The 21755-nt window shown below is 74.4% G+C and carries 25 protein-coding genes; 16 read left to right on the top strand and 9 right to left on the bottom strand.

Annotated elements, in window-relative coordinates; translation table 11 throughout:
- The first annotated feature begins 24 nt into the window (after positions 1-24).
- Positions 25-528 carry a hypothetical protein gene (locus tag J2Z33_RS15145; protein WP_209842580.1) on the top strand — a complete coding sequence of 168 codons (504 nt, stop codon included), beginning with the start codon at positions 25-27 and terminating at the stop codon, positions 526-528.
- Here the strand turns inward: J2Z33_RS15145 and J2Z33_RS15140 are convergent.
- Both J2Z33_RS15140 and J2Z33_RS15135 read right to left on the bottom strand, forming a co-directional pair.
- Positions 525-1073, bottom strand: coding sequence for a hypothetical protein (locus J2Z33_RS15140; RefSeq protein ID WP_209842578.1), 549 nt, complete (start codon positions 1071-1073; stop codon positions 525-527). The two genes, J2Z33_RS15145 and J2Z33_RS15140, sit on opposite strands and share 4 nt — an antisense overlap.
- Positions 1070-1789, bottom strand: coding sequence for a 16S rRNA (uracil(1498)-N(3))-methyltransferase (locus tag J2Z33_RS15135; RefSeq protein WP_209842576.1), 720 nt, complete (start codon positions 1787-1789; stop codon positions 1070-1072). The genes J2Z33_RS15140 and J2Z33_RS15135 overlap by 4 nt, the downstream gene beginning before the upstream one ends.
- A gap of 12 nt (positions 1790-1801) precedes the next feature.
- Here J2Z33_RS15135 and ubiA point away from each other — a divergent pair, with 12 nt between their 5' ends.
- The 3 genes from ubiA to J2Z33_RS15120 all read left to right on the top strand — a co-directional run bounded on the left by ubiA (position 1802) and on the right by J2Z33_RS15120 (position 5382).
- Positions 1802-2761 (top strand): 4-hydroxybenzoate octaprenyltransferase, encoded by a 960-nt coding sequence (ubiA, locus tag J2Z33_RS15130; RefSeq protein WP_209842574.1) that lies wholly within the window; start codon positions 1802-1804, stop codon positions 2759-2761.
- Positions 2762-2857: 96 nt separating this feature from the next.
- Positions 2858-5035 carry an OmpA family protein gene (locus J2Z33_RS15125; RefSeq protein WP_209842572.1) on the top strand — a complete coding sequence of 726 codons (2178 nt, stop codon included), beginning with the start codon at positions 2858-2860 and terminating at the stop codon, positions 5033-5035.
- Positions 5036-5055: 20 nt separating this feature from the next.
- Positions 5056-5382 (top strand): hypothetical protein, encoded by a 327-nt coding sequence (locus J2Z33_RS15120; RefSeq protein WP_209842570.1) that lies wholly within the window; start codon positions 5056-5058, stop codon positions 5380-5382.
- 64 nt (positions 5383-5446) lie between these two features.
- Here J2Z33_RS15120 and J2Z33_RS15115 read toward each other — a convergent pair whose 3' ends face one another.
- A complete protein-coding gene (locus J2Z33_RS15115) occupies positions 5447-6412 on the bottom strand; it encodes an L-threonylcarbamoyladenylate synthase (protein WP_209842569.1) in 966 nt (321 codons plus the stop codon).
- Between the two features lie 83 nt (positions 6413-6495).
- On the opposite strand from J2Z33_RS15115, the gene J2Z33_RS15110 reads away from it, so the two are divergent.
- The 3 genes from J2Z33_RS15110 (at position 6496) to J2Z33_RS15100 (ending at position 9071) form a co-directional block, all read left to right on the top strand.
- A complete protein-coding gene (locus tag J2Z33_RS15110) occupies positions 6496-8193 on the top strand; it encodes an acyl-CoA dehydrogenase (protein ID WP_209842567.1) in 1698 nt (565 codons plus the stop codon).
- A gap of 93 nt (positions 8194-8286) precedes the next feature.
- Positions 8287-8490 carry an aa3-type cytochrome c oxidase subunit IV gene (locus tag J2Z33_RS18870; protein WP_209842565.1) on the top strand — a complete coding sequence of 68 codons (204 nt, stop codon included), beginning with the start codon at positions 8287-8289 and terminating at the stop codon, positions 8488-8490.
- Positions 8490-9071: a hypothetical protein gene (locus J2Z33_RS15100; protein ID WP_209842562.1), complete on the top strand. Its 582-nt coding sequence runs from the start codon at positions 8490-8492 to the stop codon at positions 9069-9071. Before J2Z33_RS18870 ends, J2Z33_RS15100 begins: the two co-directional genes overlap by 1 nt.
- Before the next feature lie 572 nt (positions 9072-9643).
- On the opposite strand, the gene J2Z33_RS15095 is transcribed toward J2Z33_RS15100, so the two are convergent.
- Genes J2Z33_RS15095 through J2Z33_RS15085 form a run of 3 tightly spaced genes read right to left on the bottom strand, consistent with a single transcriptional unit; the run spans position 9644 to position 11385 of the window.
- Positions 9644-9982: an AzlD domain-containing protein gene (locus J2Z33_RS15095; RefSeq protein ID WP_209842560.1), complete on the bottom strand. Its 339-nt coding sequence runs from the start codon at positions 9980-9982 to the stop codon at positions 9644-9646.
- Positions 9967-10674 carry an AzlC family ABC transporter permease gene (locus J2Z33_RS15090; protein ID WP_209842558.1) on the bottom strand — a complete coding sequence of 236 codons (708 nt, stop codon included), beginning with the start codon at positions 10672-10674 and terminating at the stop codon, positions 9967-9969. The genes J2Z33_RS15095 and J2Z33_RS15090 overlap by 16 nt, the downstream gene beginning before the upstream one ends.
- Positions 10675-10683: 9 nt before the next feature.
- Positions 10684-11385: a DUF7002 family protein gene (locus tag J2Z33_RS15085; RefSeq protein ID WP_209842556.1), complete on the bottom strand. Its 702-nt coding sequence runs from the start codon at positions 11383-11385 to the stop codon at positions 10684-10686.
- Between the two features lie 88 nt (positions 11386-11473).
- On the opposite strand from J2Z33_RS15085, the gene mobA reads away from it, so the two are divergent.
- Together mobA and J2Z33_RS15075 are read left to right on the top strand one after the other, a co-directional pair.
- Complete coding sequence (gene mobA / locus J2Z33_RS15080; RefSeq protein WP_209842555.1) at positions 11474-12058, top strand: molybdenum cofactor guanylyltransferase MobA; 585 nt, start codon at positions 11474-11476, stop codon at positions 12056-12058.
- Positions 12059-12103: 45 nt separating this feature from the next.
- Positions 12104-12685 carry a GNAT family N-acetyltransferase gene (locus J2Z33_RS15075; RefSeq protein WP_209842553.1) on the top strand — a complete coding sequence of 194 codons (582 nt, stop codon included), beginning with the start codon at positions 12104-12106 and terminating at the stop codon, positions 12683-12685.
- A gap of 234 nt (positions 12686-12919) precedes the next feature.
- On the opposite strand, the gene greA is transcribed toward J2Z33_RS15075, so the two are convergent.
- Entirely contained in the window at positions 12920-13390 is a 471-nt protein-coding gene (greA, locus tag J2Z33_RS15070) for a transcription elongation factor GreA (RefSeq protein WP_209842551.1), read from the bottom strand.
- Between the two features lie 189 nt (positions 13391-13579).
- Here greA and J2Z33_RS15065 point away from each other — a divergent pair, with 189 nt between their 5' ends.
- The 3 genes from J2Z33_RS15065 to J2Z33_RS15055 all read left to right on the top strand — a co-directional run bounded on the left by J2Z33_RS15065 (position 13580) and on the right by J2Z33_RS15055 (position 17935).
- Positions 13580-15253 carry an electron transfer flavoprotein-ubiquinone oxidoreductase gene (locus J2Z33_RS15065; RefSeq protein WP_209842549.1) on the top strand — a complete coding sequence of 558 codons (1674 nt, stop codon included), beginning with the start codon at positions 13580-13582 and terminating at the stop codon, positions 15251-15253.
- 101 nt (positions 15254-15354) lie between these two features.
- Positions 15355-17088, top strand: a complete 1734-nt coding sequence (locus tag J2Z33_RS18865) for a tetratricopeptide repeat protein (RefSeq protein ID WP_245218899.1) — start codon at positions 15355-15357, stop codon at positions 17086-17088.
- A complete protein-coding gene (locus tag J2Z33_RS15055; protein WP_209842548.1) occupies positions 17081-17935 on the top strand; it encodes a 4-(cytidine 5'-diphospho)-2-C-methyl-D-erythritol kinase in 855 nt (284 codons plus the stop codon). The genes J2Z33_RS18865 and J2Z33_RS15055 overlap by 8 nt, the downstream gene beginning before the upstream one ends.
- Here J2Z33_RS15055 and J2Z33_RS15050 read toward each other — a convergent pair.
- The gene (locus J2Z33_RS15050) at positions 17932-18774 is read right to left on the bottom strand and encodes an SDR family oxidoreductase (RefSeq protein WP_209842546.1); all 843 of its coding nucleotides are present in this window, start codon (positions 18772-18774) and stop codon (positions 17932-17934) included. The genes J2Z33_RS15055 and J2Z33_RS15050 overlap by 4 nt on opposite strands.
- Positions 18775-18832: 58 nt before the next feature.
- Here J2Z33_RS15050 and J2Z33_RS15045 point away from each other — a divergent pair, with 58 nt between their 5' ends.
- Positions 18833-19270 carry a winged helix-turn-helix transcriptional regulator gene (locus J2Z33_RS15045; RefSeq protein ID WP_209842544.1) on the top strand — a complete coding sequence of 146 codons (438 nt, stop codon included), beginning with the start codon at positions 18833-18835 and terminating at the stop codon, positions 19268-19270.
- Here J2Z33_RS15045 and J2Z33_RS15040 read toward each other — a convergent pair.
- Positions 19246-20244 (bottom strand): polyprenyl synthetase family protein, encoded by a 999-nt coding sequence (locus tag J2Z33_RS15040; RefSeq protein WP_209842542.1) that lies wholly within the window; start codon positions 20242-20244, stop codon positions 19246-19248. The two genes, J2Z33_RS15045 and J2Z33_RS15040, sit on opposite strands and share 25 nt — an antisense overlap.
- Positions 20245-20300: 56 nt before the next feature.
- Between J2Z33_RS15040 and J2Z33_RS15035 the strand changes: the two genes are divergently transcribed.
- The 3 genes from J2Z33_RS15035 (at position 20301) to J2Z33_RS15025 (ending at position 21550) form a co-directional block, all read left to right on the top strand.
- Positions 20301-20516, top strand: a complete 216-nt coding sequence (locus tag J2Z33_RS15035) for a putative signal transducing protein (protein ID WP_209842540.1) — start codon at positions 20301-20303, stop codon at positions 20514-20516.
- 70 nt (positions 20517-20586) lie between these two features.
- Positions 20587-21258: a methyltransferase gene (locus J2Z33_RS15030; RefSeq protein WP_209842539.1), complete on the top strand. Its 672-nt coding sequence runs from the start codon at positions 20587-20589 to the stop codon at positions 21256-21258.
- Between the two features lie 124 nt (positions 21259-21382).
- Positions 21383-21550: a YdcH family protein gene (locus tag J2Z33_RS15025; RefSeq protein WP_209842537.1), complete on the top strand. Its 168-nt coding sequence runs from the start codon at positions 21383-21385 to the stop codon at positions 21548-21550.
- Positions 21551-21755 lie beyond the last annotated feature (205 nt).

Here is a 21755-nt window from a genome sequence, read left to right as displayed (position 1 = left end):
CGCGCCACCCGGAACCCTGCCCGCATGACGACGGACCCGCCCCCCCTGGTCGCCAGCTTCGCCGAGGCGCGCGAGGCCATCCTCGCCTTCGAGCGTGAACTCCGCCGCTCGCCCGAGCTGGCGGGCCGCCTCGCCTATGCGCGCACCTGGGTCGCCCTCAAGGCCGATGGCGGCTGGCACTACGCCTTCGCCCGCTGGGCCGGAGTCCGGGGCCTCGACGCCGCCACCTACCTCGCCGCCAGCGAACGTCTCGACGGCCGCAAATCCGACGCGGTGCTCTCCGCCTGGTTCGCCCCCGTCGCCGACCCCCGCCGGCAGGAGAAGCACCTCCGCCGCCTGCGCGAGCTGTTCCTGCGCCACGCGCAGGGCCAGCCCCCGAACGCCCGCCTCCGCGTCCTCGAACCCGCCCTGCCCGCGACCGGCCCCGACAAGGACCGCGAGAGGCAACTCGTGGACCTCCTCGAAGCCGTCTACCGCAACCTGTCCGTCCCCGCCCAGGCCGCCTTTCGCAAGCGCATCGGCCACTAGTTCAGCCGCCGCCCCTCCCCCCGCCGCGTCAGCCGCACCACGTTCCCCGCCTGCCAGAGCGTCACCCGGCCGCCGCCCTCGCGCGCCAGCGCCGCCAGCATCGCCTCGGTCCGCAACCCCGGCAGCGCCGCGAACAGGTCGAGCAGCCCCTCCGCCCCTCGCGCCGTCACCGGCACCGCCAGTGCCTCGCCCTGTCGCAGCGTCAGCACCCAATGCGCCGGACGCCGATCGGAATCGATCTCCAGCCGCGCCAGATCGTCGAGGTCCACGACCCCGCCCGTCAGCGGCCCCCAGTAGACCAGCCGCCGCTCGTCCACCTGCACGACCCCCGGCCCGCCCTCGCCGCGCTGGAACCGCCACCGCTGCACGCCCGTCCAGACCAGTCCCAGCCCGGCCAGCCCCAGCGCGACCGCCACCAGCCGCGTGACGCCAAAGCTCGCCGCCCCCAGCCACGCCGCCACTGCCATCACCGCTACCCCCGCCAACGCCTCCCGCCCGCGCGCCAGCGCCGCGCGGACCTCCGGGCGGAGAAGCGGCCCGCTCACCGCCAGTCCCCCTCCACCCCCTGCCACAGCGTCAGCGCCGCCACCGCCGCCGTGTCCGCCCGCAGGATGCGCGGCCCCAGCCGCACGCTCCGCGCGAAGGGCAACCCCCGCAGCCGCGCCCGCTCCGCGTCGGAGAACCCACCCTCCGGCCCGATCAGCACCGCCCCAGGCCCCCCCGTCCGCTCCGGCACCGGCCCCACGCCCCCCGCCAGCGTCTCGTCGCAGAACCAGAGCGTGCGCCCCCCGTCCCATCCCGCCAGCACGTCGCCCAGCCGCGCCATCTCGGCCACCTCCGACACGAAGACGCCCCCGCACTGCTCCGCCGCCTCCACCGCGTGCGCCCGCAGCCGGTCGGCGCGGACCCTCTCGCTGTTGGTGAACTCCGTCTGCACCGGCAGGATGCGCCGGCATCCCATCTCGGCCGCCTTCTCCACGATGAAGTCCGTCCGCGCCTTCTTGATCGGCGCGAACAGCAGCCACAGGTCGGGCGGCATCTCCTGATCCCGCACCTGCGCGACCGCCCGCAGGATGCCGCCGCGCTTCCCCGCCTCCGCGACCTCCGCCACCCACTCCCCGTCGCGCCCATTGAAGACCGCCAGCCGCGCGCCGACCGCCAGCCGCATCACCCCGAACAGGTAATGCGCCTGATCGGACCCCAATGGGACGCCCTGCCCTTCGGCAAGAGGATGGTCTAGGAACAGGCGGACCTTGGACATGGACGACACCCTATGAGCGCCCCGACCCAGATGCCAGAGCCCGGAGCCGTCCCCGACGCGCCCCCCGCCAACTGGGTGGACGCCCGCGCCCCCGCCCCCTGGCGCCCTTTCCTGCGCCTGAGCCGCATGGACCGCCCCATCGGCACCTGGCTCCTGCTCCTGCCCTGCTGGTGGGGCCTCGGCCTCGCCCTTGTCGCCACAGGCCACGCGCCCGGCCTCCATGACCTCTGGATCGCACTGGCTTGCGCGCTGGGCGCGGTGCTCATGCGCGGCGCGGGCTGCACCTGGAACGACATCGCCGACCGCCGCATCGACGCGCAGGTGGCCCGCACCCGCGCCCGCCCCCTCCCCTCGGGGCAGGTGACCGTCAGGGGCGCGCTCCTCTGGCTCGCCGCCCAGGCCGGGACCGCCTTCCTGATCCTCCTGACCCTGCCCCCCCTCGCCATCCTTCTCGGCGTCCTCAGCCTCGTCCCTGTCGCGCTCTACCCCTTCGCCAAGCGCGTGACGTGGTGGCCGCAGGCCGTCCTCGGCGTCGCCTTCAACTGGGGCGCGCTCCTCGCCTACGCCGCCCACGCGGGCCGGGTGGACGCCGCCGCCGTCAGCCTCTGGCTCTCCGGCCTCGCCTGGACGCTCTTCTACGACACCATCTACGCCCATCAGGACACCGCGGACGACGCGGTGATCGGCGTGAAATCCACCGCCCGCCTCTTCGGCGACGCCACCCCCCGCTGGCTCGCCCGCTTCCTGGGGGCCGCCGTCGCCCTCCTGCTTCTCGCCGTCCTCCTCGCCGGCGCGACTGGCCTTCCCCTCGCCCTGGCGCTCGCCGCCCCCGCCATGCTCGCCGCGCATCTCCTCTGGCAGCTCCGCCGTTTCGACCCCACCGACGACGCGACGCTCCTGCGCCTCTTCCGCTCCAACCGCGACGCGGGCCTCCTCGCGGCCCTCGCCCTCGCCCTCGCCGCCCTCGCGTAAGGGCGCGGCTTTCCGCCACCTCGCAAAGCCGTTGATTGTGACCCGCCCGCCCCGGTCCTAGACAGCCGGAGCCATTTCCGCAGGCCCGGACGACCCATGAAGCTCTCGCCTCCCCTCCTCGCCGCCGCAGCCTTCCTCTGCGCGGGCGGCCTGTCGGCGGTGGCCGCCCAAAGCCTCGCCCGCCTCGTCGAGGACCGCTCCGTGCAGGCCGTGGCCGACCGCCTCCGCACCGAGGGCCAGGGCTGGGCCTCCGTCCTGGGCGACGGGCTCCAGGTCGTCCTCGAAGGCGAGGCCCCGACCGAGGCCGACCGCTTCAACGCCATCTCCGCCGCCGGCTCCGCCGTGGACCCCAGCCGCGTCATCGACAATCTGCACGTCGCCGAGGCCGAGCCCCTCGCGCCCCCCGACTTCGCCATCGAGCTGCTCCGCAACGACGCGGGCGTGTCCCTCGTGGGCCTGATCCCCGCCGACACCGACCGCGAGCGCCTGACCGACGACGTGAGGGAGGCCGCCTCCGGCCAGGACGTAGCCGACCTCCTCCAGTCCGGCGACTACCCGGTGCCCGAAGGCTGGGACCTCGCGCTCGACTACGCGCTCGACGCGCTGGAGGAGCTGCCCCGCGCCAAGATCTCCGTCGCCCCTGGCCGCGTCGGCATCGACGCCATCACCGACTCGCCCGAGGAGCAGAAGCGCCTGACCGCCCTTCTCGCCCGCCTCAAGCCCGAGGGCCTGCGCCTCGGCCTCTCCGTCTCCGCCCCCCGCCCGGTGATCGCGCCCTTCACCGTCCGCGCCCGGCTCGAAGGGGGCCGCCTCGCCTTCGACGCCTGCTCGGCGGACAGCGAGGAGTCGCGCGGCACGATCCTCGCCGCCGCCCTCGCCGCCGGGGCCGAACGCCCGCTCGACTGCCGCCTGGGCCTCGGAGCACCGACGCCCGACTGGGGCCCGGCGGTGGCGGCGGGCCTCGCCGCGCTCCATGACCTCGGCGGCGGCACCCTCACCTTCTCCGACGCCGACGTGTCGTTGGTCGCCCCCGAGGGCACCGACCGCGCCCTCTTCGACCGCGTCGCGGGCGAGCTGGACGGCGCGCTCCCCGATGTCTTCGCGCTCGACGCCCAGCGCCCCGTCCCGGTGGCCGAGGCCCCGCAGGGACCGCCCGAGTTCACCGCCACGCTCGACGCCGAAGGCCGCGTCCGCCTGTCGGGCCGGATCGAGGACGCCCGCATGACCGGCCTCGCCCGCGCCTTCGCCCAGGCCCGCTTCGGCGCGGGCGACGTGACGCTGGCCACCCGTCCCGGCGCCGAGGGGCTGCCCCCCGGCTGGTCCATGCGGGTGCTGGCCGGAATCGAGGCCCTGTCCCGCCTCCACGACGGCCGCGTGACCGTCACGCCCGACGCCCTCGCCGTCTCGGGCCGCACCGGCGACGCGGCGGCGCGCGAGGAGATCGCCGCCCGCGCCATCGAGACGCTGGGCCCCGGCGCGCGGCTCGACATCGCCGTGGCCTACGACGAGGCGCTCGACCCCCTCGCCGCGCTGCCCACGCCCGAGGAATGCCTGGCCGAGATCACCGCCGTCACCGACGCCGCCAAGATCACCTTCGATCCCGGCTCGGCCACCCTCTCCCGCCAGGGCGCACCCGTGATCGACGCCATCGCCGGCATCCTGCGAAGCTGCCCCGACCTGCGCCTCCGCATCAGTGGCTACACCGACTCCCAAGGCCGCGAGTCCTCCAACCTGTCCCTCAGCCAGGGCCGCGCCGAGGCGGTCCTTGCCGCGCTGCGCGCCCAGCGCGTCCCCGTGGCGGGCTTCGAGGCCCAGGGCTTCGGCGAGGCCTCCCCCCTCGCCTCCAACGAGACCGAGGCCGGCCGTGAGGCCAACCGCCGCATCGAGTTCAGCCTGATCGGCGTTCCGGCCCCCGCCGCGCCCCTCGCCCCCGGCGCCGAGCCCCCGCACGACGCCACCGCCCAGCCCATGGCCGAGGCCCCCGACACCCCTCCCGTCCGCCCCGGCACCGAGCCCCCCGCCGAAACCGCCACGGCTCCCGAGCCTGCCGAGGCCGTCACAGTCGAGCCGCCACCGCCTGGCCCGCCCCGGCTCGTCGCCGCCCCCGCCCTGCCGGTCGTCCCCGAGGCCACGGTCCCCGTCGCGCCCGCGATCCTGGCGACGCTCCCCGTGCCCCAGGCCCCGCGCCCCGGCCCCCTCCGCTCGGAAACCGCGCCGCCCCCCGTTGACGCCGCCCCCGCCAGCGGCGACGACGGCGCGGACGCCGACCGATAGGGCGCGAGGGGACAGCACACGTGAACCGGACCGAGTTCATCATCGCCACGGCGGTCATCCTGTTCGCGGCCTTCGCCCTCGGCTGGTTCGCCGGCTGGCTGGTCAACCGCTTCACCCGCGTCACCCGCGCCGAGATCGGCGAGCTCGACCGCATGGCCCAGGCGCTCCACGACGCCGAGGAGACGCGCGACCAGGCCCTCGCCTTCATGGCCACCCGCGAGGCCGAGCTCGAAAGCCACATCGCCCAGGTTCAGGCCGAGCTGCGCGCCGCCATGGACGGCCTGCGCGACGCCCGGCAGGAGACCGACGGCCTGCGCGACTGGATCGAGCGCAACCACCGGAGGTGAGGAAGGGGGCTCCGCCCCCGTCCCCTGCGGGGCCTCCCCCGGGATATTTAGGACCAAAGGAAGATCAGGAGCGCGGCGCCGCCGCCCGCCGCAGCCGGTCGTTGATCGCGCGCCCGAGCCCCGTCTCGGGGACCGGCGCCACCGCGATCCGTCCGGCCCCCATCGCGTCCAGCCGGTGCAGGCAACCGAAGAGGCTGGCCGCCGCTTCGCGCAGGTCGCCCGAGGCCGACAGCGTCAGCTCCCCCCCGACCGGCCCGAAACCCAGCATCACCTCGCCCGGCTCCGCCGCCACGGCGTTCAGCCGCACGCTCCCCTTGGGCGCATAGTGCGACGCCATCTGCCCCGGCGCAGCCACCCGCGCGGGATCGGTGTCCACCGCGATCCTCTGCCCCAGCGCCTGCTCCAGCGCCTCGACCGGCAGCCCCCCCGCGCGCAAAAGGCGCGGCTCCGGCTCCAGCGCCAGGATCGTCGACTCCACCCCCACCGCGCAGGCCCCGCCGTCCAGCACCGCCGCGATCCGGCCCCCCAGCCCCGCCAGCACATGATCCGCCGTCGTGGGCGACACCCGCCCCGAGGGGTTCGCGGACGGCGCGGCCAGCGGCCGCCCCACCGCCTCCAGCAGCGCCCGCGCCACGGGATGCGCCGGCGCGCGCAAGGCCACCGTCGGCAGCCCGGCCATCACCAGGGGCGACACCGCCGCCCCCTCCCGCGACCGCAGCACCAGCGTCAGCGGCCCCGGCCAGAACGCCGCCATCAACTCCCGCGCCAGCGGCGTCACCTCCACGATCCGCCCCGCCGCCTCGGCGTCCGCGACATGGACGATCAGCGGGTTGAAGCTCGGTCGCCCCTTGGCCGCGTAGATCCCCGCCACCGCCCGCCCGTCGCCCGCGTCCGCCCCCAGCCCGTAGACCGTCTCGGTCGGGAAGGCGACAAGGCCCCCCTCCCGCAGCAGCGCCGCCGCCGACGCGACCCCTTCCGCGTCGGGGCGCAGCCGGCGCGTCGCAAGGTCAGTCCGGCCCGTGTCGCTCATGACGTGGCGTTCCGTTTTGAGGTTGCTCGGCCGCCCCTCTAGGCTCCCGCTCGCGCCTTGCCTAGTCCCGGCCCGAGGACCCCATGCCCTACCGCTCGCCCCTCACCGAGCTGCGCTTCCATCTCGCCCACGTCGCGGGCTTTTCCCGCCTCGCCGCCACCCCGCGCTTCGCCGAGGCCACACCCGACACCGTGGACGCGATCCTCACCGAGGCCGCCCGCCTCTGCGACGAGGTGCTGGCCCCCCTCAACCGCGCGGGCGACCTCCACCCCGCCCGGCTGGAGAACGGCGCGGTCCGCACCCCGCCCGGCTTCGCGGACGGCTACCGCGCCATCGCGGAGGGCGGCTGGATCGGCCTCTCGGCCCCGCCCGACTGGGGCGGCGCGGGCCTGCCCCTCACGCTCGCCACCTGCGTCAACGACATGATGTCGGGGGCCTGCCTCGCGCTGCAACTGAACCCCCTGATGACCCAGGGCCAAATCGAGACGCTGACGCATCACGCCTCCCCCGACCTCCAGGCGCTCTACCTGCCGAAACTCGTCTCCGGCGAATGGTCCGGCACCATGAACCTGACCGAATCGCAGGCGGGCTCGGACGTGGGCGCCCTCCGCACGCGGGCCGAGCCCGACGGCAACGGCGCCTTCCGCCTGACCGGCGAGAAGATCTACATCACCTGGGCCGACAACGACTTCACCGGCAACGTCGTGCACATGGTCCTCGCCCGCCTCCCCGACGGCGCGCCGGGCACCAAGGGCATTTCCCTCTTCCTCGTCCCCAAGGTCCTGCCCAACGCGGACGGCAACCCCGGCGAGCCCAACGCGCTCCGCCCCCTCAAGCTCGAGCACAAGCTCGGCCTCCACGGCTCCCCCACCGCTGTCATGAGCTATGAGGGGGCCAAGGGCTGGCTCGTCGGTCCCCCGCACGGCGGTATGGCCGCGATGTTCACCATGATGAACAACGCCCGCCTCGGCGTCGGCGTCCAGGGCATCGGCATCGCCGAGGCCGCCTTCCAGCAGGCGCTCGACTGGGCCACCACCCGCCGCCAGGGCCGCGCGGACGGCACCGGCACGATCATCGAGCATCCCGACGTGCGCCGGATGCTCGCGCATATGAAGGCCGAGACCTTCGCCGCCCGCGCCATCGCGCTCGACTGCGCCGTGGCGCTCGACATGGCCGCCGCCACCGGCGACCCGCAATGGACCGCCCGCGCGGCCTTCCTGACGCCCATCGCCAAGGCCTTCGGCACCGACACCGGCCACGCCGTGGCCCAGCTCAGCCTCCAGGTCCACGGCGGCGCGGGCTACATCGAGGGCACCGGCGCGGCCCAGCTCGCCCGCGACGTGCGCGTGACCCAGATCTACGAAGGCACCAACGGCATCCAGGCGCTCGATCTCGTGGGCCGCAAGCTGTCCGACGGGGGCGAGGCCGCCTCCCGCCTCCTCGACGAGGTGGAGCGCATCGCCCGCGCCGCCCGCCCCGCCCACGCCGCGCTGGCCGAGCCGCTCTGGCAGGCCGCCGAGTCCCTGCGCGAGGCGACCGACTGGCTCCTCGCCACGCCCTCGGCGCGCGGCGCGGGCGCGACCGCCTACCTGCGCGCCTTCGCCCGCGTGCTGGGGGGCCGCGCCCACCTCCAGGCCGCGCTCGCGGGCGACGGCCCCCGTGCCCGGCTCGCCGCCTTCTACCTCCGCCGCCTCCTGCCCGAGCACGCGGCCCTGCTGGCCGAGGTCCGCGACGGGGCCGACGCGGTCCTGGCGGTCACGCCCGGCGACCTCGCCGCCTGACGGGCCCGACGGGCCCCACGAGCCCCACGGGGGCGTGACAGCGCCGGGCCGATGATCTATCCCCGGCCGGACAGTTCGGAACAGGAGGCCCGCATGGCCCAGCACGCCACCCACGAGGGCGCCCTCGCCCGCGAGACCCTGGCCAACTCCAAGGCCCACGTCACCCACGACCACGAGCCCGGCACCATGGACATCACCGCCCAGGAAGCGACCTTCGCGGGCTTCATGCGCTTCGCCACCCGCATGGCGGCGATCATCGTCGTCCTCCTGGTCCTGCTCGCGCTCGTCAACGGCTGATGCGCCGCCGCGCCGTCCTCGCGGGGCTGGGCCTCGCGCTCCTCGGGGGCTGCGGCACCGGGGCCGAATCCGTCTGGGCCCCCGACGCCGAGCTGATGAAGGCGCGCTACCGCGACCCCGGCCCGCCGAGGCTCGCGCTCGTCACCGTGCGGAACGAGGGCGACGGCAGCGGCGCGCACAGCGCCCTCCTCATCAGCGGGAGCGAGCGGGTTCTGTTCGACCCCTACGGCGGCTGGACGCATCCCGGCGTGCCGGAACGGAACGACGTGCTGTTCGGCTTCTCCCCCGCCGTGGAGGAGGCGTATCTCAGCTACCAGGCCCAGGACGGCTACTACTACGTCCGGCAGGAGATCGCCGTCCCGCCCGAGGTGGCCGAGCAGGCCCTCGCCCTCGCCAAGGCCCATGGCCCCGCCGGGATGGCCGAATGCACCTTCGCGGTCTCGGGCCTCCTGCGCCGCCTCCCCGGCTTCGAGCCCATCCGCCGCACCTGGTTCCCCGAGCACCTGGCCAGCCGCTTCGCCCGCCTCCCCGGCGTCACCACCACCGAGCGCCACGGCCCGCCCGCCCCGTCCGACACCTGAGCCCCCCGCGTCCACCGTCGAGGGGGGCTCTGCCCCCCGCGCGTTCCGCGCTCCCCCCGGGATACTTGGAGCCAAAGAAGGGCCCGCGCGCGCGTAGCCCGGTCCCCGGGGGCGTTGCGCGAACCGGGGGCTGAGCGTTCGTTGCTGTCGGACGGCGTTAACGCCTGGCTGGCATTCTCTCCCGCACACACGCAGCGGCTCCCCCGCCGCACGGCCCGGCCCTCCCGCAGGGGCGGCCGGCCGGCACCGACGGCGGGGGGCGGAAAGGAGAGACGAGCAACGAAGAGCAACCCCGGCCCCGACAAGGCCGGGGGCAGACACACGCGATGGGCCAGGAGCGGCCAGATACCCGGCCAGGGAGGCCGAGGCGCCCCACGGGCGTTCTCCCTCGATGCCACTGAGACCCAGCCCGCTAAATAGCGGCCGGTGCTCCCGCTCGCGCGCGCCCCTGGTCCCCGCGAGCCCGGGAGTGAACCCGGAGGCTTCGCGGGGATTTAGTCTATGCGGCCGGCCCTTCCTCCGGTCCCAAATATCCCGGGGTGAGCCGCGCCAGCGGCGAGGGGCAGAGTCCCTCACCCCCACCCCGCCAGCGCCAGCGCCAGCACCGCATAGAGCACCCCGGCCCCTGCCCCCATCGCGCCGAGCACGCTTCGACTCCAGACCCCGACCGCCACCGTCGCCAGCGCCGCCAGGAGCCGCGCCGGGTCCGTCTGCCCGCCCGTGGCCGCGGGCCAGATCGCCAGCGGCGCGACCAGCCCCGGCAGCACCGCGACCCCCGTGTAGCGCAGATGGCGCAGCACCCACTCCGGCAGGGGCCGCCGCCCCAGAAGCCCTAGGAAGCTGAACCGGATCAGGAAGGTCCCGACCCCCAGCGCCAGGATCACGCCCCAGACGGTCACGCCTTGGCCCACCGCCGCTCCACCTCGGCCCCCACCGCCATCGCAAGCGCCGCCGCGACCAGCAGCCCCAGCGAATACGGCACCCAGGCCAGCAGGAGCGCCCCCGCCACGGACGTCACCGCCGCCGCCACCTGCGGCAGCGTCCGCAACCCCGGCGCGACCATGGCGAGGAAGCAGATCGGCGCCGCGAAGTCGAGCGCGAGCCAGGCCGGGATCGTCGCCCCCAGCACCGAACCCACGGCGGTCACCGCCAGCCACATCGGCACCGCCGGCCCCGCCGCCCCGGCGAAGTAGAGCATCCGGTCCCGCACCGACCACTCGGGATGCCGCGGATAGGCCTGCGCCGCGCAGGCATAGACCGAATCGAACAGCACGTAGGCCGCCAGCGCCCGCTTCCAGACCGGGGCCGCGCCGATGTGGGGCGCGAGCGCCGCCGAATACATCGCCATCCGCAGGTTCACCGCCAGCGCGGTCACCACCACGATCAGCGCCGGCGCCCCGTCCCCCATCAGGCTGACCGCGGTGAACTGCGACGCCCCCGCGATCACCCCCGCCGAGAACCCCATCGCCGCCCCGAACCCCAGCCCCGCCTCGGTCGCCGCCACCCCGAACAGCAGCCCGAACGGGGCGAGCGCCGCGAGGAACGGCAGCCCGTCGCGGACGCCTTGGGCGAACGGTGTCAGGGATCGTGCGGCGCGGGTCATGCCTCCGGCCTAGCCCTCCAGCACGTCCGGGGCAACCCGCGCCCAGACCACGCCCTCCTCCACCTCGCCCCGCATCCGCACGACCCGCCGGACGTGCCGCACGATGTCCGGCACCCCGCCCTGCACCGCCAGTTCGACCACCGCCTCCCCCCGCCGTCCGCGCGCCCTGCGCCAATCGGCGTAAGGATAATCCGCGATCGGCCGGAACGTCTCCCGCCCGCGTGGCGCGGCGAACGGGTCCGTCACGCCCGAGTTGATCGGCGACAGCTCGATCCTGTCCCGGTGCGCCGCCACCAGCGAGGCCGCCTCCACCTCCAGCACGTCATGGCTTGCGTCGCGATACAGCCGCGCCCCCAGCAGCCGCCCCAGCCTCTCGCGCGTCAGCCAGAAGAACACCCGCCCGTTGAGCAGCCGCAGCCACTCGGCTACCGGCAGATCCTCCGGCAAGGCCCGCGCCAGCCGCGCCTCGTTCAAGGGCCGGTTGTCCCGGATCACCGCGCGCCCCAGCCCCGGCGCCTCCAGCACCACCGACGCGGCCCGCCGCTGCGCCTCCACCGCCTCCCGCGCCGCGCCCTCCACGCCGTAAAGGTCGAGCAACGCCGAGGTGCTCAGGAGCCCCCGTGCCCGGATCGACGGCCAACTCCCCGCCTCGGCCATGTGGTAGAGGACGGGATGCCCCGCCAGCAGCTCGCCCAACTCATGCTCGGTCATGCCCGCCAAGCTGGCCCGCCAGGCCCCCCGTTCAACCCCCTGGCCCGCCCGCCCCCGCGCGCCTACACCCCGGGCAGGAGGACCTCGCATGGACCAACTTCCGGCGGTGATCGTGGCGGGCGGCCTCGCCCGGCGGATGGGCGGCGGCGACAAGGGCCTCCTGCCTTGGGGCGACGGCACGATCCTGTCCGCGATCCGCGACCGCCTCGCCCCGCAGGCTGGCCCCCTCGCGATCAACGCCAACGGCGACCCCGCCCGCTTCGCCTCTCTCGGCCTCCCGGTCCTCCCCGATCCCGTCCCCGGCCACCCCGGCCCCCTCGCCGGCCTCCTCGCCGCGATGGACTGGGCCGCCGCCCTCGGCGCGCCCCACGTCCTGACCGTCCCCGGCGACGCGCCCTTCCTGCCCGCCGACCTCGCCGCCCGCCTCCGCGCCGCCGGAGCCCCCGCCCTCGCCGCCTCCGGGGGCCGCGCGCACCCCATCGCCGCCCTCTGGCCCGTGACGCTGGCCGACCCGCTCCGCCGCGACCTCGCCCAGGGCCTCCGTCGCGTCGAATCCTTCGCCCAAGCCCACGCCGCCCGCGTCGTGAACATCCCCATCCCGCCGGGCGGCCCCGACCCCTTCCTCAACCTCAACACGCCCGAGGACCTGGCGGCAGCCGCCCGCTGGCTCTGACGCGGGCGGCTGGACTTCCGCCCCGTCCTGACCACCATCCCGTTCATGCAGATCGCCAAAGGCTTCGCCCCCACCGACCGGCCCGTCATCGCCGCCCTCTACTGGGAGGCCTTCGGCCACAAGCTCGGCCGCGCCCTCGGCCCCCCCGACCGCGCTTTGCGCTTCATCGAGACGGTGCTCTCCCCCGACCACGCCGTCTGCGCCTGGGACGACGACGGCCGCCTCCTCGGCGTGGCCGGCTTCAAGACCCACGAGGGCGCGCTGGTCGGCGGCGGCTTCGCCGAGATGGCGCGCGTCTACGGCCGCGCGGGGGCGCTCTGGCGCATCCTCCTCCTCGCGCTGCTCAGCCGCGACACCGAGAACGTCCGCTTCCTGATGGACGGCCTGTTCGTCGCGCCGCAGGCGCGGGGCCGGGGGGTCGGCACCCGCCTCCTCGACGCCATCGCCGCCGAGGCGCGGGCACGCGGCTACCAGGAGGTGCGGCTCGACGTGGTGGACGGAAACGCCCGCGCCCGCGCGCTTTACGAGCGGCTGGGCTACCGCGCCGTCGCCCGCCATTCGACGGGCCTGCTGCGCTACGTCTTCCGCTTCCGGGCCGCCACGACGATGGTGCTGCGGGTCGGCTGACCGACGCCCCCTTCGATCAACGAACGGGCGCCACCCTCGGCAACCCCGCAGGGCGGGCTCCGGCCCGCCACGATCCGACGCTGGCCGGCTGAAGCCCGCCCTACGCCCGAAACGCCCCGGCCATCACGCGGCCCGAGACGCAGGCATCCCGCAGCGCGCCCCTTGCCGCACGCCGCGCCTGCCTCTCAACTTGGTCCCAAATACGCAGGCGACCCCAGCCCCCGACGCTCCGCGTCAGGAGTAGGACACCCCCAGCACCTCGTAGCTCTTCTCGCCGCCCGGCGTGCGGACCTCGACGCTGTCGCCCACGCCCTTGCCGATCAGCGCCCGCGCCAGCGGGGACTTGATGTTGAGCCGCCCCCGCTCGATGTCGGCCTCGTATTCGCCGACGATCTGGTAGGTCCGCTCCTCCTCGGTGTCCTCGTCCACCAGCCGGACGACCGCGCCGAACTTGATCGGCCCCGACAGCTTCGCCGTGTCGATCACCTCGGCAAGGCTGATGACCCCCTCCAGCTCCTTGATCCGTCCCTCGATGAAGCTCTGCTTCTCCTTGGCGGAATGGTATTCGGCGTTCTCGCTCAGGTCGCCGTGGGCGCGCGCCTCGGCGATGGCGGCGATGATCTCGGGCCGCTCCACGGATTTCAGATGCCGGAGCTCGGCGTCGAGCTTGTCGTACCCGGCGCGGGTCAGCGGGATCTTTTCCATTCTCAACCTTCAAGGGCGCGCGAAAGGGCGGGGCGCGGCGGGTGGAAGCAGGTTCTAACCCGCCCGCACGGCCCCAAGTCAAGTGCCGCAGAGCTAGGGCCTCCACCCGCCTCCTGCAACGCCATGTCGCATTTGCGCTTGCCTCCGCGAATCTCTACCTCGGTCCCCGGACAGGGAAAGGGACGGACGATGGCGCAGGTCGAACGCGAATCCATGGACTACGACGTGGTGATCGTGGGCGCGGGTCCGGCCGGGCTCTCGGCGGCGATCCGTCTCAAGCAACTCGACCCCGACCTCTCCGTGGTCCTGCTGGAGAAGGGCTCCGAGATCGGCGCGCACATCCTGTCCGGGGCCGTGCTCGACCCCGTGGGCCTCAACGCCCTCATCCCCGACTGGAAGGACAAGGGCGCCCCCCTCGACACGCCCGTGACCTCCGACGCCTTCTACGTCCTGGGCGAGGGCGGCCGCGTCCGCATCCCCAACCGCGTGATGCCGCCGCTCATGGACAACCACGGCAACTACGTCGTCTCCATGGGCAACGTCTGCCGCTGGCTGGGCCAACAGGCCGAGGCGCTGGGGGTGGAGATCTTCACCGGCATGAGCTGCTCCGAGCCCGTCTGGGGCGAGACCGCCGACGGCCTGCCCCGCCTCGCGGGCGTGGTCGCGGGCGAGTTCGGCAAGGTCCCCGACGGCAGCTTCGACGGCGCGCCCGGCCCCAGCTACGAGCCCGGCATGGAGATCCGGGGCAAGTATGTCTTCCTCGCCGAGGGCGTGCGCGGCTCGCTGTCCCAGCAGATGATCGCCCGCTTCAACCTCGCCGCCGCGCAGGAGCCGCAGAAATACGGCCTCGGCATGAAGGAGCTCTGGACGCTCCCCGAGGGCCGCATCAAGGCGGGCCAGGTCATCCACACCATGGGCTGGCCCCTCGACCGCAGCGCCGGCGGCGGCGGCTTCATCTACGGCCTGTCGGACACCGAGGCCTACGTGGGCTTCGTCGTCCACCTCAACTACCGCAACCCCTACCTCTACCCCTACGGCGAGTTCCAGCGCTTCAAGCACCACCCGCTGGTCTCGGAGATCCTCTCGGGCGGCAAGCGCACCGCCTACGGCGCCCGCGCCATCAACGAGGGCGGCTGGCAGTCGCTCCCGCAGCTCGCCTTCCCCGGCGGCGCGCTCCTGGGCTGCGCGGCGGGCATGGTCAACGTCCCCCGCATCAAGGGCAACCACAACGCCATGCTCTCCGGCCTCCACGCCGCCGAAGTCGCGCAGGCCGCGATCAGCATGGGCCGCGAGGGCGACGTGCTGGAGGACTACGACGCCGTCGTCCGCGCGGGCGCCATCGGCCGCGACCTGCGCGCCGTGGCCAACGTCAAGCCGCTCTGGTCCCGCTACGGCCTCATGGCCTCCCTCGGCGTGGGCGGCCTCGACATGTGGACGCAGACGCTCCTGAACCGCTCGCTCTTCGGCTCCATCTCCCACGGCAAGACCGACGCCGAGAGCACCGAGCCCGCCGCCCGGCACAAGCCGATCGCCTACCCCAAGCCCGACGGGAAGCTGTCCTTCGACCGGCTCACCAACGTGGCCTTCTCGGGCACCAACCACGACGAAAGCCAGCCCTCGCACCTCAAGCTCAAGGACCCCACGATCCCGATCGCCCGCAACCTCCCCCTCTACGCCGAGCCCGCGCAGCGCTACTGCCCGGCCGGCGTCTACGAGGTGGTCGAGGAACCCACGGGACCCCGCTTCCAGATCAACTTCCAGAACTGCGTGCACTGCAAGACCTGCGACATCAAGGACCCGTCCCAGAACATCGTCTGGACCACTCCCCAGGGCGGCGACGGCCCGAACTACCCGAACATGTGACTCCCGGACGGGGCGGGATTTCGCCGCCCCGGCCACCGCGTCGATTGCGCCTGCCCGCGCCGCCTCCTACCTTGGCGCGGGACAGGACAAGGACCACCGCCTTGCACGCTTCGGGACGACCGGCCGCCCTCCTCGGGGCGATGGCCACCGCTCTGGCCCTGATCCTCGCGGGGCCGCTCCCCGCGCAGGACGGTCCCGCGACCGCGCCCGCCGCCCCGGCGGGCACCTACCTTGCCGCCCGCGCCGCGCGGGAGGCCGCCGACCTCCCCCGCGCCGCCGACCTCTTCGCCCAGGCCCTCGACGCCGACCCGTCGAACCCCTGGCTCCTCGGCAACGCGCTCGCCGCCAACCTCGGCTTGGGCCGCCTCGACCGGGCCGAGCCGCTCGCCCGCCGCCTGTCCGAGACCGGCCTGCCCAGCCCCTATGCCGTCCTCGTGCTCGACGTGGCCCGGGCCCGCGCCGGCGACTGGCCCGGCCTGCTGTCGGCCCTCGACGCCCGCGACGGCAACCCGCTGGTGGACGGCCTCACGCGCGGCTGGGCGCAGCTTGGCGCGGGCGACGCCGCCGCCGCGACCGCCGCCTTCGATGCCGTCGCCGCCGACCCCGCCTTCCGCCCGTTCGCGCTCTACCACAAGGCGCTGGCCCTCGCCCTCTCCGGCGACCTCGCCGGGGCCGACGCCATCCTCGCCCTCCCCGAATCCGAGGGGATGCAGCACACCCGCCGCGCCGTCCTCGCCCACGCGCAGGTCCTCGCGGCCCTGGACCGCGCCCCCGACGCCCTCGCCCTCATCGACGGCGAGTTCGGCCCCGACCTCGACGCCCCCCTGGCCGCCCTCCACGCCCGCCTCGCCGCCGGAGAGCCCGTCCCCTTCGCCCTCGTCGCGACCCCGCAGGAGGGGTTGGCCGAGCTGCACCACAGCGTCGCCGCCGCCCTCGCCCCCGACGACGCCGAGGCGGCCCTCCTCTACGCCCGCGCCGCGCTCGCCCTGAACCCGTCCCACGCCGAGGCCGCGATCCTCACCGCCCGCCTCCTCGAATCCCTCGACCAGACCGTCCTCGCCCGCGAGGCCTACGCCCTCGTGCCCGCCTCCGACCCGCTGTCGCTCGAAGCCGAGACCGGCCGGGCCGATCTCCTGCAAGCCGAGGGCCAGGACGAGGCCGCGCTCGAGGTCCTCACCCGCCTCGCCCAAGACCGCCCCGAGGACGCGCAGGCGCAGGCGGCGCTGGCCGACCAGCTCCGCCGCATGGACCGCTTCGCGGAGGCCGAGGCCGCCTACGACCGCACCCTCGCCCTCACGCCCGAAGGCACCGGGCGGCTCTGGTATCTCCACTTCATGCGGGCGCTGGCGCGCGAGGGGCAGGGCGACTGGCCCGGCACCGAATCCGACCTCCGCGCCGCCTTGGCGCTGGCCCCCGACCAGCCCCAGCTCCTCAACCATCTCGGCTATTCCCTGGTGGACCGGGGCGAGAATCTCCCCGAGGCGCTGGACCTCATCCGCCGCGCCGTGGACCTGGAACCCGAGAGCGGCGCCATCGTCGACTCCCTCGGCTGGGCCTACTACCGGCTCGGCCGCCACACCGACGCCGTGGCGCAACTGGAGACCGCCGTCACCCTCCTCGCCACCGATCCCGTCATCAACGATCACCTGGGCGACGCCTACTGGATGGTCGGCCGCGCGCGCGAGGCCCGCTTCCAATGGACCCGCGCCCTCAGCCTCGACCCAGCCCCCAAGGACGAAATCCGCATCCGGGCCAAGCTCGACCGGGGCCTCGACGCCGTGCTGGCCGAGGAACGGGAGGCGGCCGGGCTCCCGGCGGAGACCTCCGGTGGATAAGGGCTTCGCCCCCGCCAAGGTGAACCTCGCGCTGCACGTCACGGGCCTGGGCGCGGACGGCTACCACCGGCTCGACAGCCTCGTGGTCTTTGCCGGCACGGGCGACCAGATCGCCGCGACCCCCGCGCGCGACCTGACCCTGACCGTCGGCGGCCCCTTCGCGCATGGCGTGCCCACCGACGACACCAACCTCGTCCTGCGCGCCGCCCGCGCCCTGCGCGACGCGCGCGGCGTCCAGAAGGGCGCGGCCCTCCGCCTGACCAAGAACCTCCCCCACGGCGCGGGCCTGGGCGGCGGCTCCTCGGACGCCGCCGCGACGCTCAAGCTCCTGGCCCAGCTCTGGGGCGTGGACCCCCTGTCCCCCGACGCGCCCGAGGTTCTGGCCCTCGGCTCCGACGTGCCCGCCTGCCTCCGCGCGCCCGCCCCCCTGCGGATGCGCGGACGCGGCGAGGTGCTGGACCCGCTGCCGCGCCTGCCCACGATGGGCCTCGTCCTCGTCAACCCCGGCGCGGCGCTCCCCACCCGGGACGTGTTCCAGGCCCTCGCGGTCAAGGAGAACCCGCCTCTCCCCGACCCGCCCGAGACCAAGCGCCCCGAGGACTTCGCCGCTTGGCTCAAGACCCTCCGCAACGACCTCCAGGCCCCCGCCGAGACGCTGGCGCCCTCCGTCAAGGAGGCGCTGGAACTGCTGCGCCGCACGCCCGGCGTGCTGGCGGCGATGATGTCGGGCTCGGGGGCGACCTGCGTGGGGGTGACCAAGGACGCGGGAACGGCGCGCAACGCCGCCCGCGTGATCCAGGTCGCCAAGCAGGGCTGGTGGGTCGCCCCCGCGCCGATGCTGGCCTAGGGCACCAGCTTCGCGGCGTTGTCCTTCAGGTAGCCGGCCAACCCGCGCGGCGCTCGCCCCGTCAGCTCCTCCACGTCGCCGGTGACGGCGGCCGTCCACCCCTCCCGCACCGGATGGAAGATCGACGCGAGGAACCTCGCATAATCCTCCGGCACCCCCGCCCCGGTCAGGATGCCGACGAAACTCGCGTCATCGACCGGCTTGTAGGTCACCGTCCGCCCCGTGGCGGTCCCGATCATCGCCGCCGCCTCGTGATAGGTCAGCGCCTCCGGCCCCGTCAGGTTGAACGCCCGCCCGTCGAATCGGTCGCTCGTCAACGCCGCCACCGCGCTCGCCGCGATGTCCCGCGCGTCGATGAAGCTCGTCCGGCCCTCCCCGGCCGGCACCGCGATGGCGTGGTGCCCGACGATCCCCTCGCGCCAGAAGGTATGGAAGTTGTCCATGAACCAGTTGGGCCGCAGCGTGACCCACCGCGTCCCGCTCCGCTCCAACTGCAGCTCGGCCTGCCGGTAGGGGATGGACTCGTCCGCGTCCACGCCCAGCACGCTTTGCAGCACGACCTTGACGCCCTCCCCCGCCGCGCGGTCGAGGATGGGCCGCAGCACCTCCGCCACGTCCATGAAGCCGGTGGGCACCAGCACATAGGCCCGGTCCACGCCTTGGAAGGCGGCCGCGTGGGTGGAGCCGTCGCCAAGGTCGAACCGCACCCCCTCCGCCCCCTCGGGCACCGTCCCCTGCCGCGTGGCCGCCCGCACCGGCTCCCCCCGCGCGGCCAACTGCGCCACCACCTGCGAGCCCACCGTCCCCGTCGCACCCAGCACGAGAATCCGTCCTGACATCCTTCGCCCCATCGGTTATGCGGTTTCCATCGGAAACCAGGTTTCGACGGGCAATCACATGGCACGACTCGCGGCGGCGGCAAAGAAGGCACCTTCCGGCCACCAGGTCACCCCGGCGACACCGCCCTGGGACGTCTACAGCGCCGCCTGCCCCACGCGCCTCGTCCTCGACCGCCTCGCCGACAAATGGGCGCTGCTGATCCTCGGTCGGCTCGCGGGCGGCCCCATCCGGTTCAATCAGTTGCGGCGGCAGATCGAAGGCGTCTCGCAGAAGGTCCTCTCGCAGACGCTCAAGCGACTCGAACGCGACGGCCTCCTGTCGCGCCGCGTGGTCCCGACCGTTCCCGTCACCGTGGAATACGCCATCACGCCGCTCGGCCGGACGCTCTCCGACACCGTGCGGGCGCTGGCCCGCTGGGCCGAGGCGAACATCGAGTCCGTTCTCGCGGCCCAAGCCGCCTACGACGCCGCTCAGACCTCGCGCGCCACCACGTAGTCGGCGAGATCCGCCAGCATCTCGCGCAATGGATGCTCCGGCAGCCGGGCCAGCGCCGCCTTGGCCCGCGCCACCCACAGCTCCGCCTCGGCCCGCGTGGACTCCAGAGCCCCGTGCCGCTCCATCAGCGCCCGCGCCCGCTCCACGTCCGCGTCCTCGACCTGCCCCCGCGCGATCACGCGGGTCCAGAACGCCCGCTCCTCCCCGTCCGCCGCCGCCACCGCCCGGATCACCGGCAGCGTCAGCTTGCCTTCCCGCAGGTCGTCGCCCCGGTTCTTGCCGATCGCCGCCGTCCCCTCGATGTCCAGAAGGTCATCGACGATCTGGAACGCGATCCCCAGCGCGTCGCCATACTCCCGCAGCGCCGCCTCGGCGTCCGCCCCGGCCCCCGCGATCACGCCCCCGGCCTGCGTCGCCGCCGAGAACAGCGCCGCCGTCTTGCCCCGGATCACCTTCAGATAGGTCTCCTCGGTGGTCCCCAGGTCCCGCGCCGCCACGAGCTGCAAGACCTCCCCCTCCGAGATCGTCGCCGCCGCGTTGGCGAGGATGTCCAGCACCCGCAGGTTCCCCGGCTCCACCATCAGCTGGAACGCCCGCGCGAAGAGGTAGTCCCCCACCAGCACCGAGCTCATGTTGTCCCACAGCAGGTTCGCCGTCGGCCGCCCCCGCCGCTGCTTGGAATCGTCCACCACGTCGTCGTGCAGCAGGGTCGCCGTGTGGATGAACTCCACCGCCACCGCGAGGTGGACGTGATACGATCCCCCGACCCCCATCAGCCGCGCCGCCGCCAGCACCAGCATCGGCCGCAGCCGCTTGCCCCCGGCCTCAATCAGGTGCGCCGTCACCTGCGGGATGCGTGGCGCCGCCTCGGACTGCATCCGCTCGCGGATCAGAGCCCCCACCGCCAGGAGGTCCTCCTCCAGCGCCGCCGCGAGGCGGTCATGGGGCTTCGCGCGGGCGTGATCGAGGCTCATCAGCATGGTCCACGGGCTCGACATCGGGGGCGGGGCGGGGCTAGCCTGCCCAAAGAATGCGGGAGCTGCTGCGCACCACCGACCCCACCGTGATCGCCTTCGCCACCGCGCTCCTGCGCGGCGAGGGTATAGATTGCTTCCCGCTCGATCACAACATGAGCGTCCTCGAAGGCTCGCTCGGCATCCTTCCCCGCCGCCTGATGGTGCACCCGGACGACTACGACGACGCCCGCGTGGTCATCACCGACAACGGCATCGACCCTGGCCTCTGACACCACCCTCGACGCCTTCCTCGGAGGACGGCTCCTGCTGGAGCAGCCCGCGCGCGGCTTCCGCTCCGGCATGGACGCGATCTTCCTCGCCGCCGCCGTCCCCGCCCGCCCCGGCGAATCGGCGCTCGAACTCGGCTGCGGGGCGGGCGCGGCGATCCTGTCGCTTGGCACCCGCGTCCCCGGCCTGCGGCTCGCCGGGCTGGAGGTCCAATCCGCCTACGCCGCCCTCGCCCGCGCCAACGCCGCCGGCAACGCCCTCGCACTCGACCTGTGGGAAGGCGACGTGGCCGCACCTCCGCCTGACCTGAACGCCCGCGCCTTCGACCAGGTGCTCCTGAATCCGCCCTACTACGACCGTGCGGCCACCACCCGCGCCGCCGACCCCGGCCGCGACCTCGCCCACGGCGGCGACACGCCCGCCGCGCTCTGGCTGGCGCTGGCCGCCCGCCGCCTCCGGCCCGGTGGCACGCTCACCCTGATCCAGCGCGCCGCCCGCCTGCCCGACCTCCTCGCCGCCCTTCCCGCCACGATGGGCTCGCCCGAGCTGCTCCCCCTGGCCCCGCGCGTGGGCCGTCCCGCCGCGACGATCCTGTTGCGCGCCCGCAAGGGCGGCCGGGCGCCCTTCCGGCTCCGCGCGCCGCTCCCGGTCCACGCCGCCCCCCGCCACGAATTCGACGGCGAGGACCTGTCCTCCTGGGCGCGCGCCGTGCTGCGCGACGGGGCGGCCCTGCCTTGGGATTAGGCCACGTCACAACCTATGCGAGCAAGGATCCGCCGATCCGGGGGCGCGGCGTCCCGTCGCATGACAGTTTCATGAATCTGTGATCCGATCGATCCGTGGCACGCACCACGATGGAGGACGACCCATGAGTCTGAACGGACATCTGCAAGAACTCCGCCGCAAGCATCAGAGCTTGTCCGAGGCCGTCGAGGCGGCCCAGCGCCATCCCGGCACGGACGACCTGGAGATCGCGCGCATGAAGAAGCAGAAGCTCATGCTCAAGGAGGAGATCACGCGCCTGTCCGCGCACTAGCCTCATCCGCCCGGTGATTCGCCGGGCGTCGTCAGGGCCTTCGGGCCCATTGCCGGCCGCGCGTCCCCGCACGCGCGGCCGTCTCGTTTCCGCCACGGGCCGCCCGCCCTCGCGTCCACCGCCGAGGGGGGCTCTGCCCCCCGTCTCCTGCGGAGCCTCCCCCCGGGATACTTGGAGCCAAAGAAGGCCAGGAGCGCGCGGTGGC

The organism is Rubellimicrobium aerolatum, assembly GCF_017872975.1.
Taxonomy (GTDB): Bacteria; Pseudomonadota; Alphaproteobacteria; order Rhodobacterales; family Rhodobacteraceae; genus Rubellimicrobium; species Rubellimicrobium aerolatum.
The sequence above is the reverse complement of the archived record's forward strand: the minus strand, read 5'-3'. Positions and strand labels throughout refer to the sequence as shown.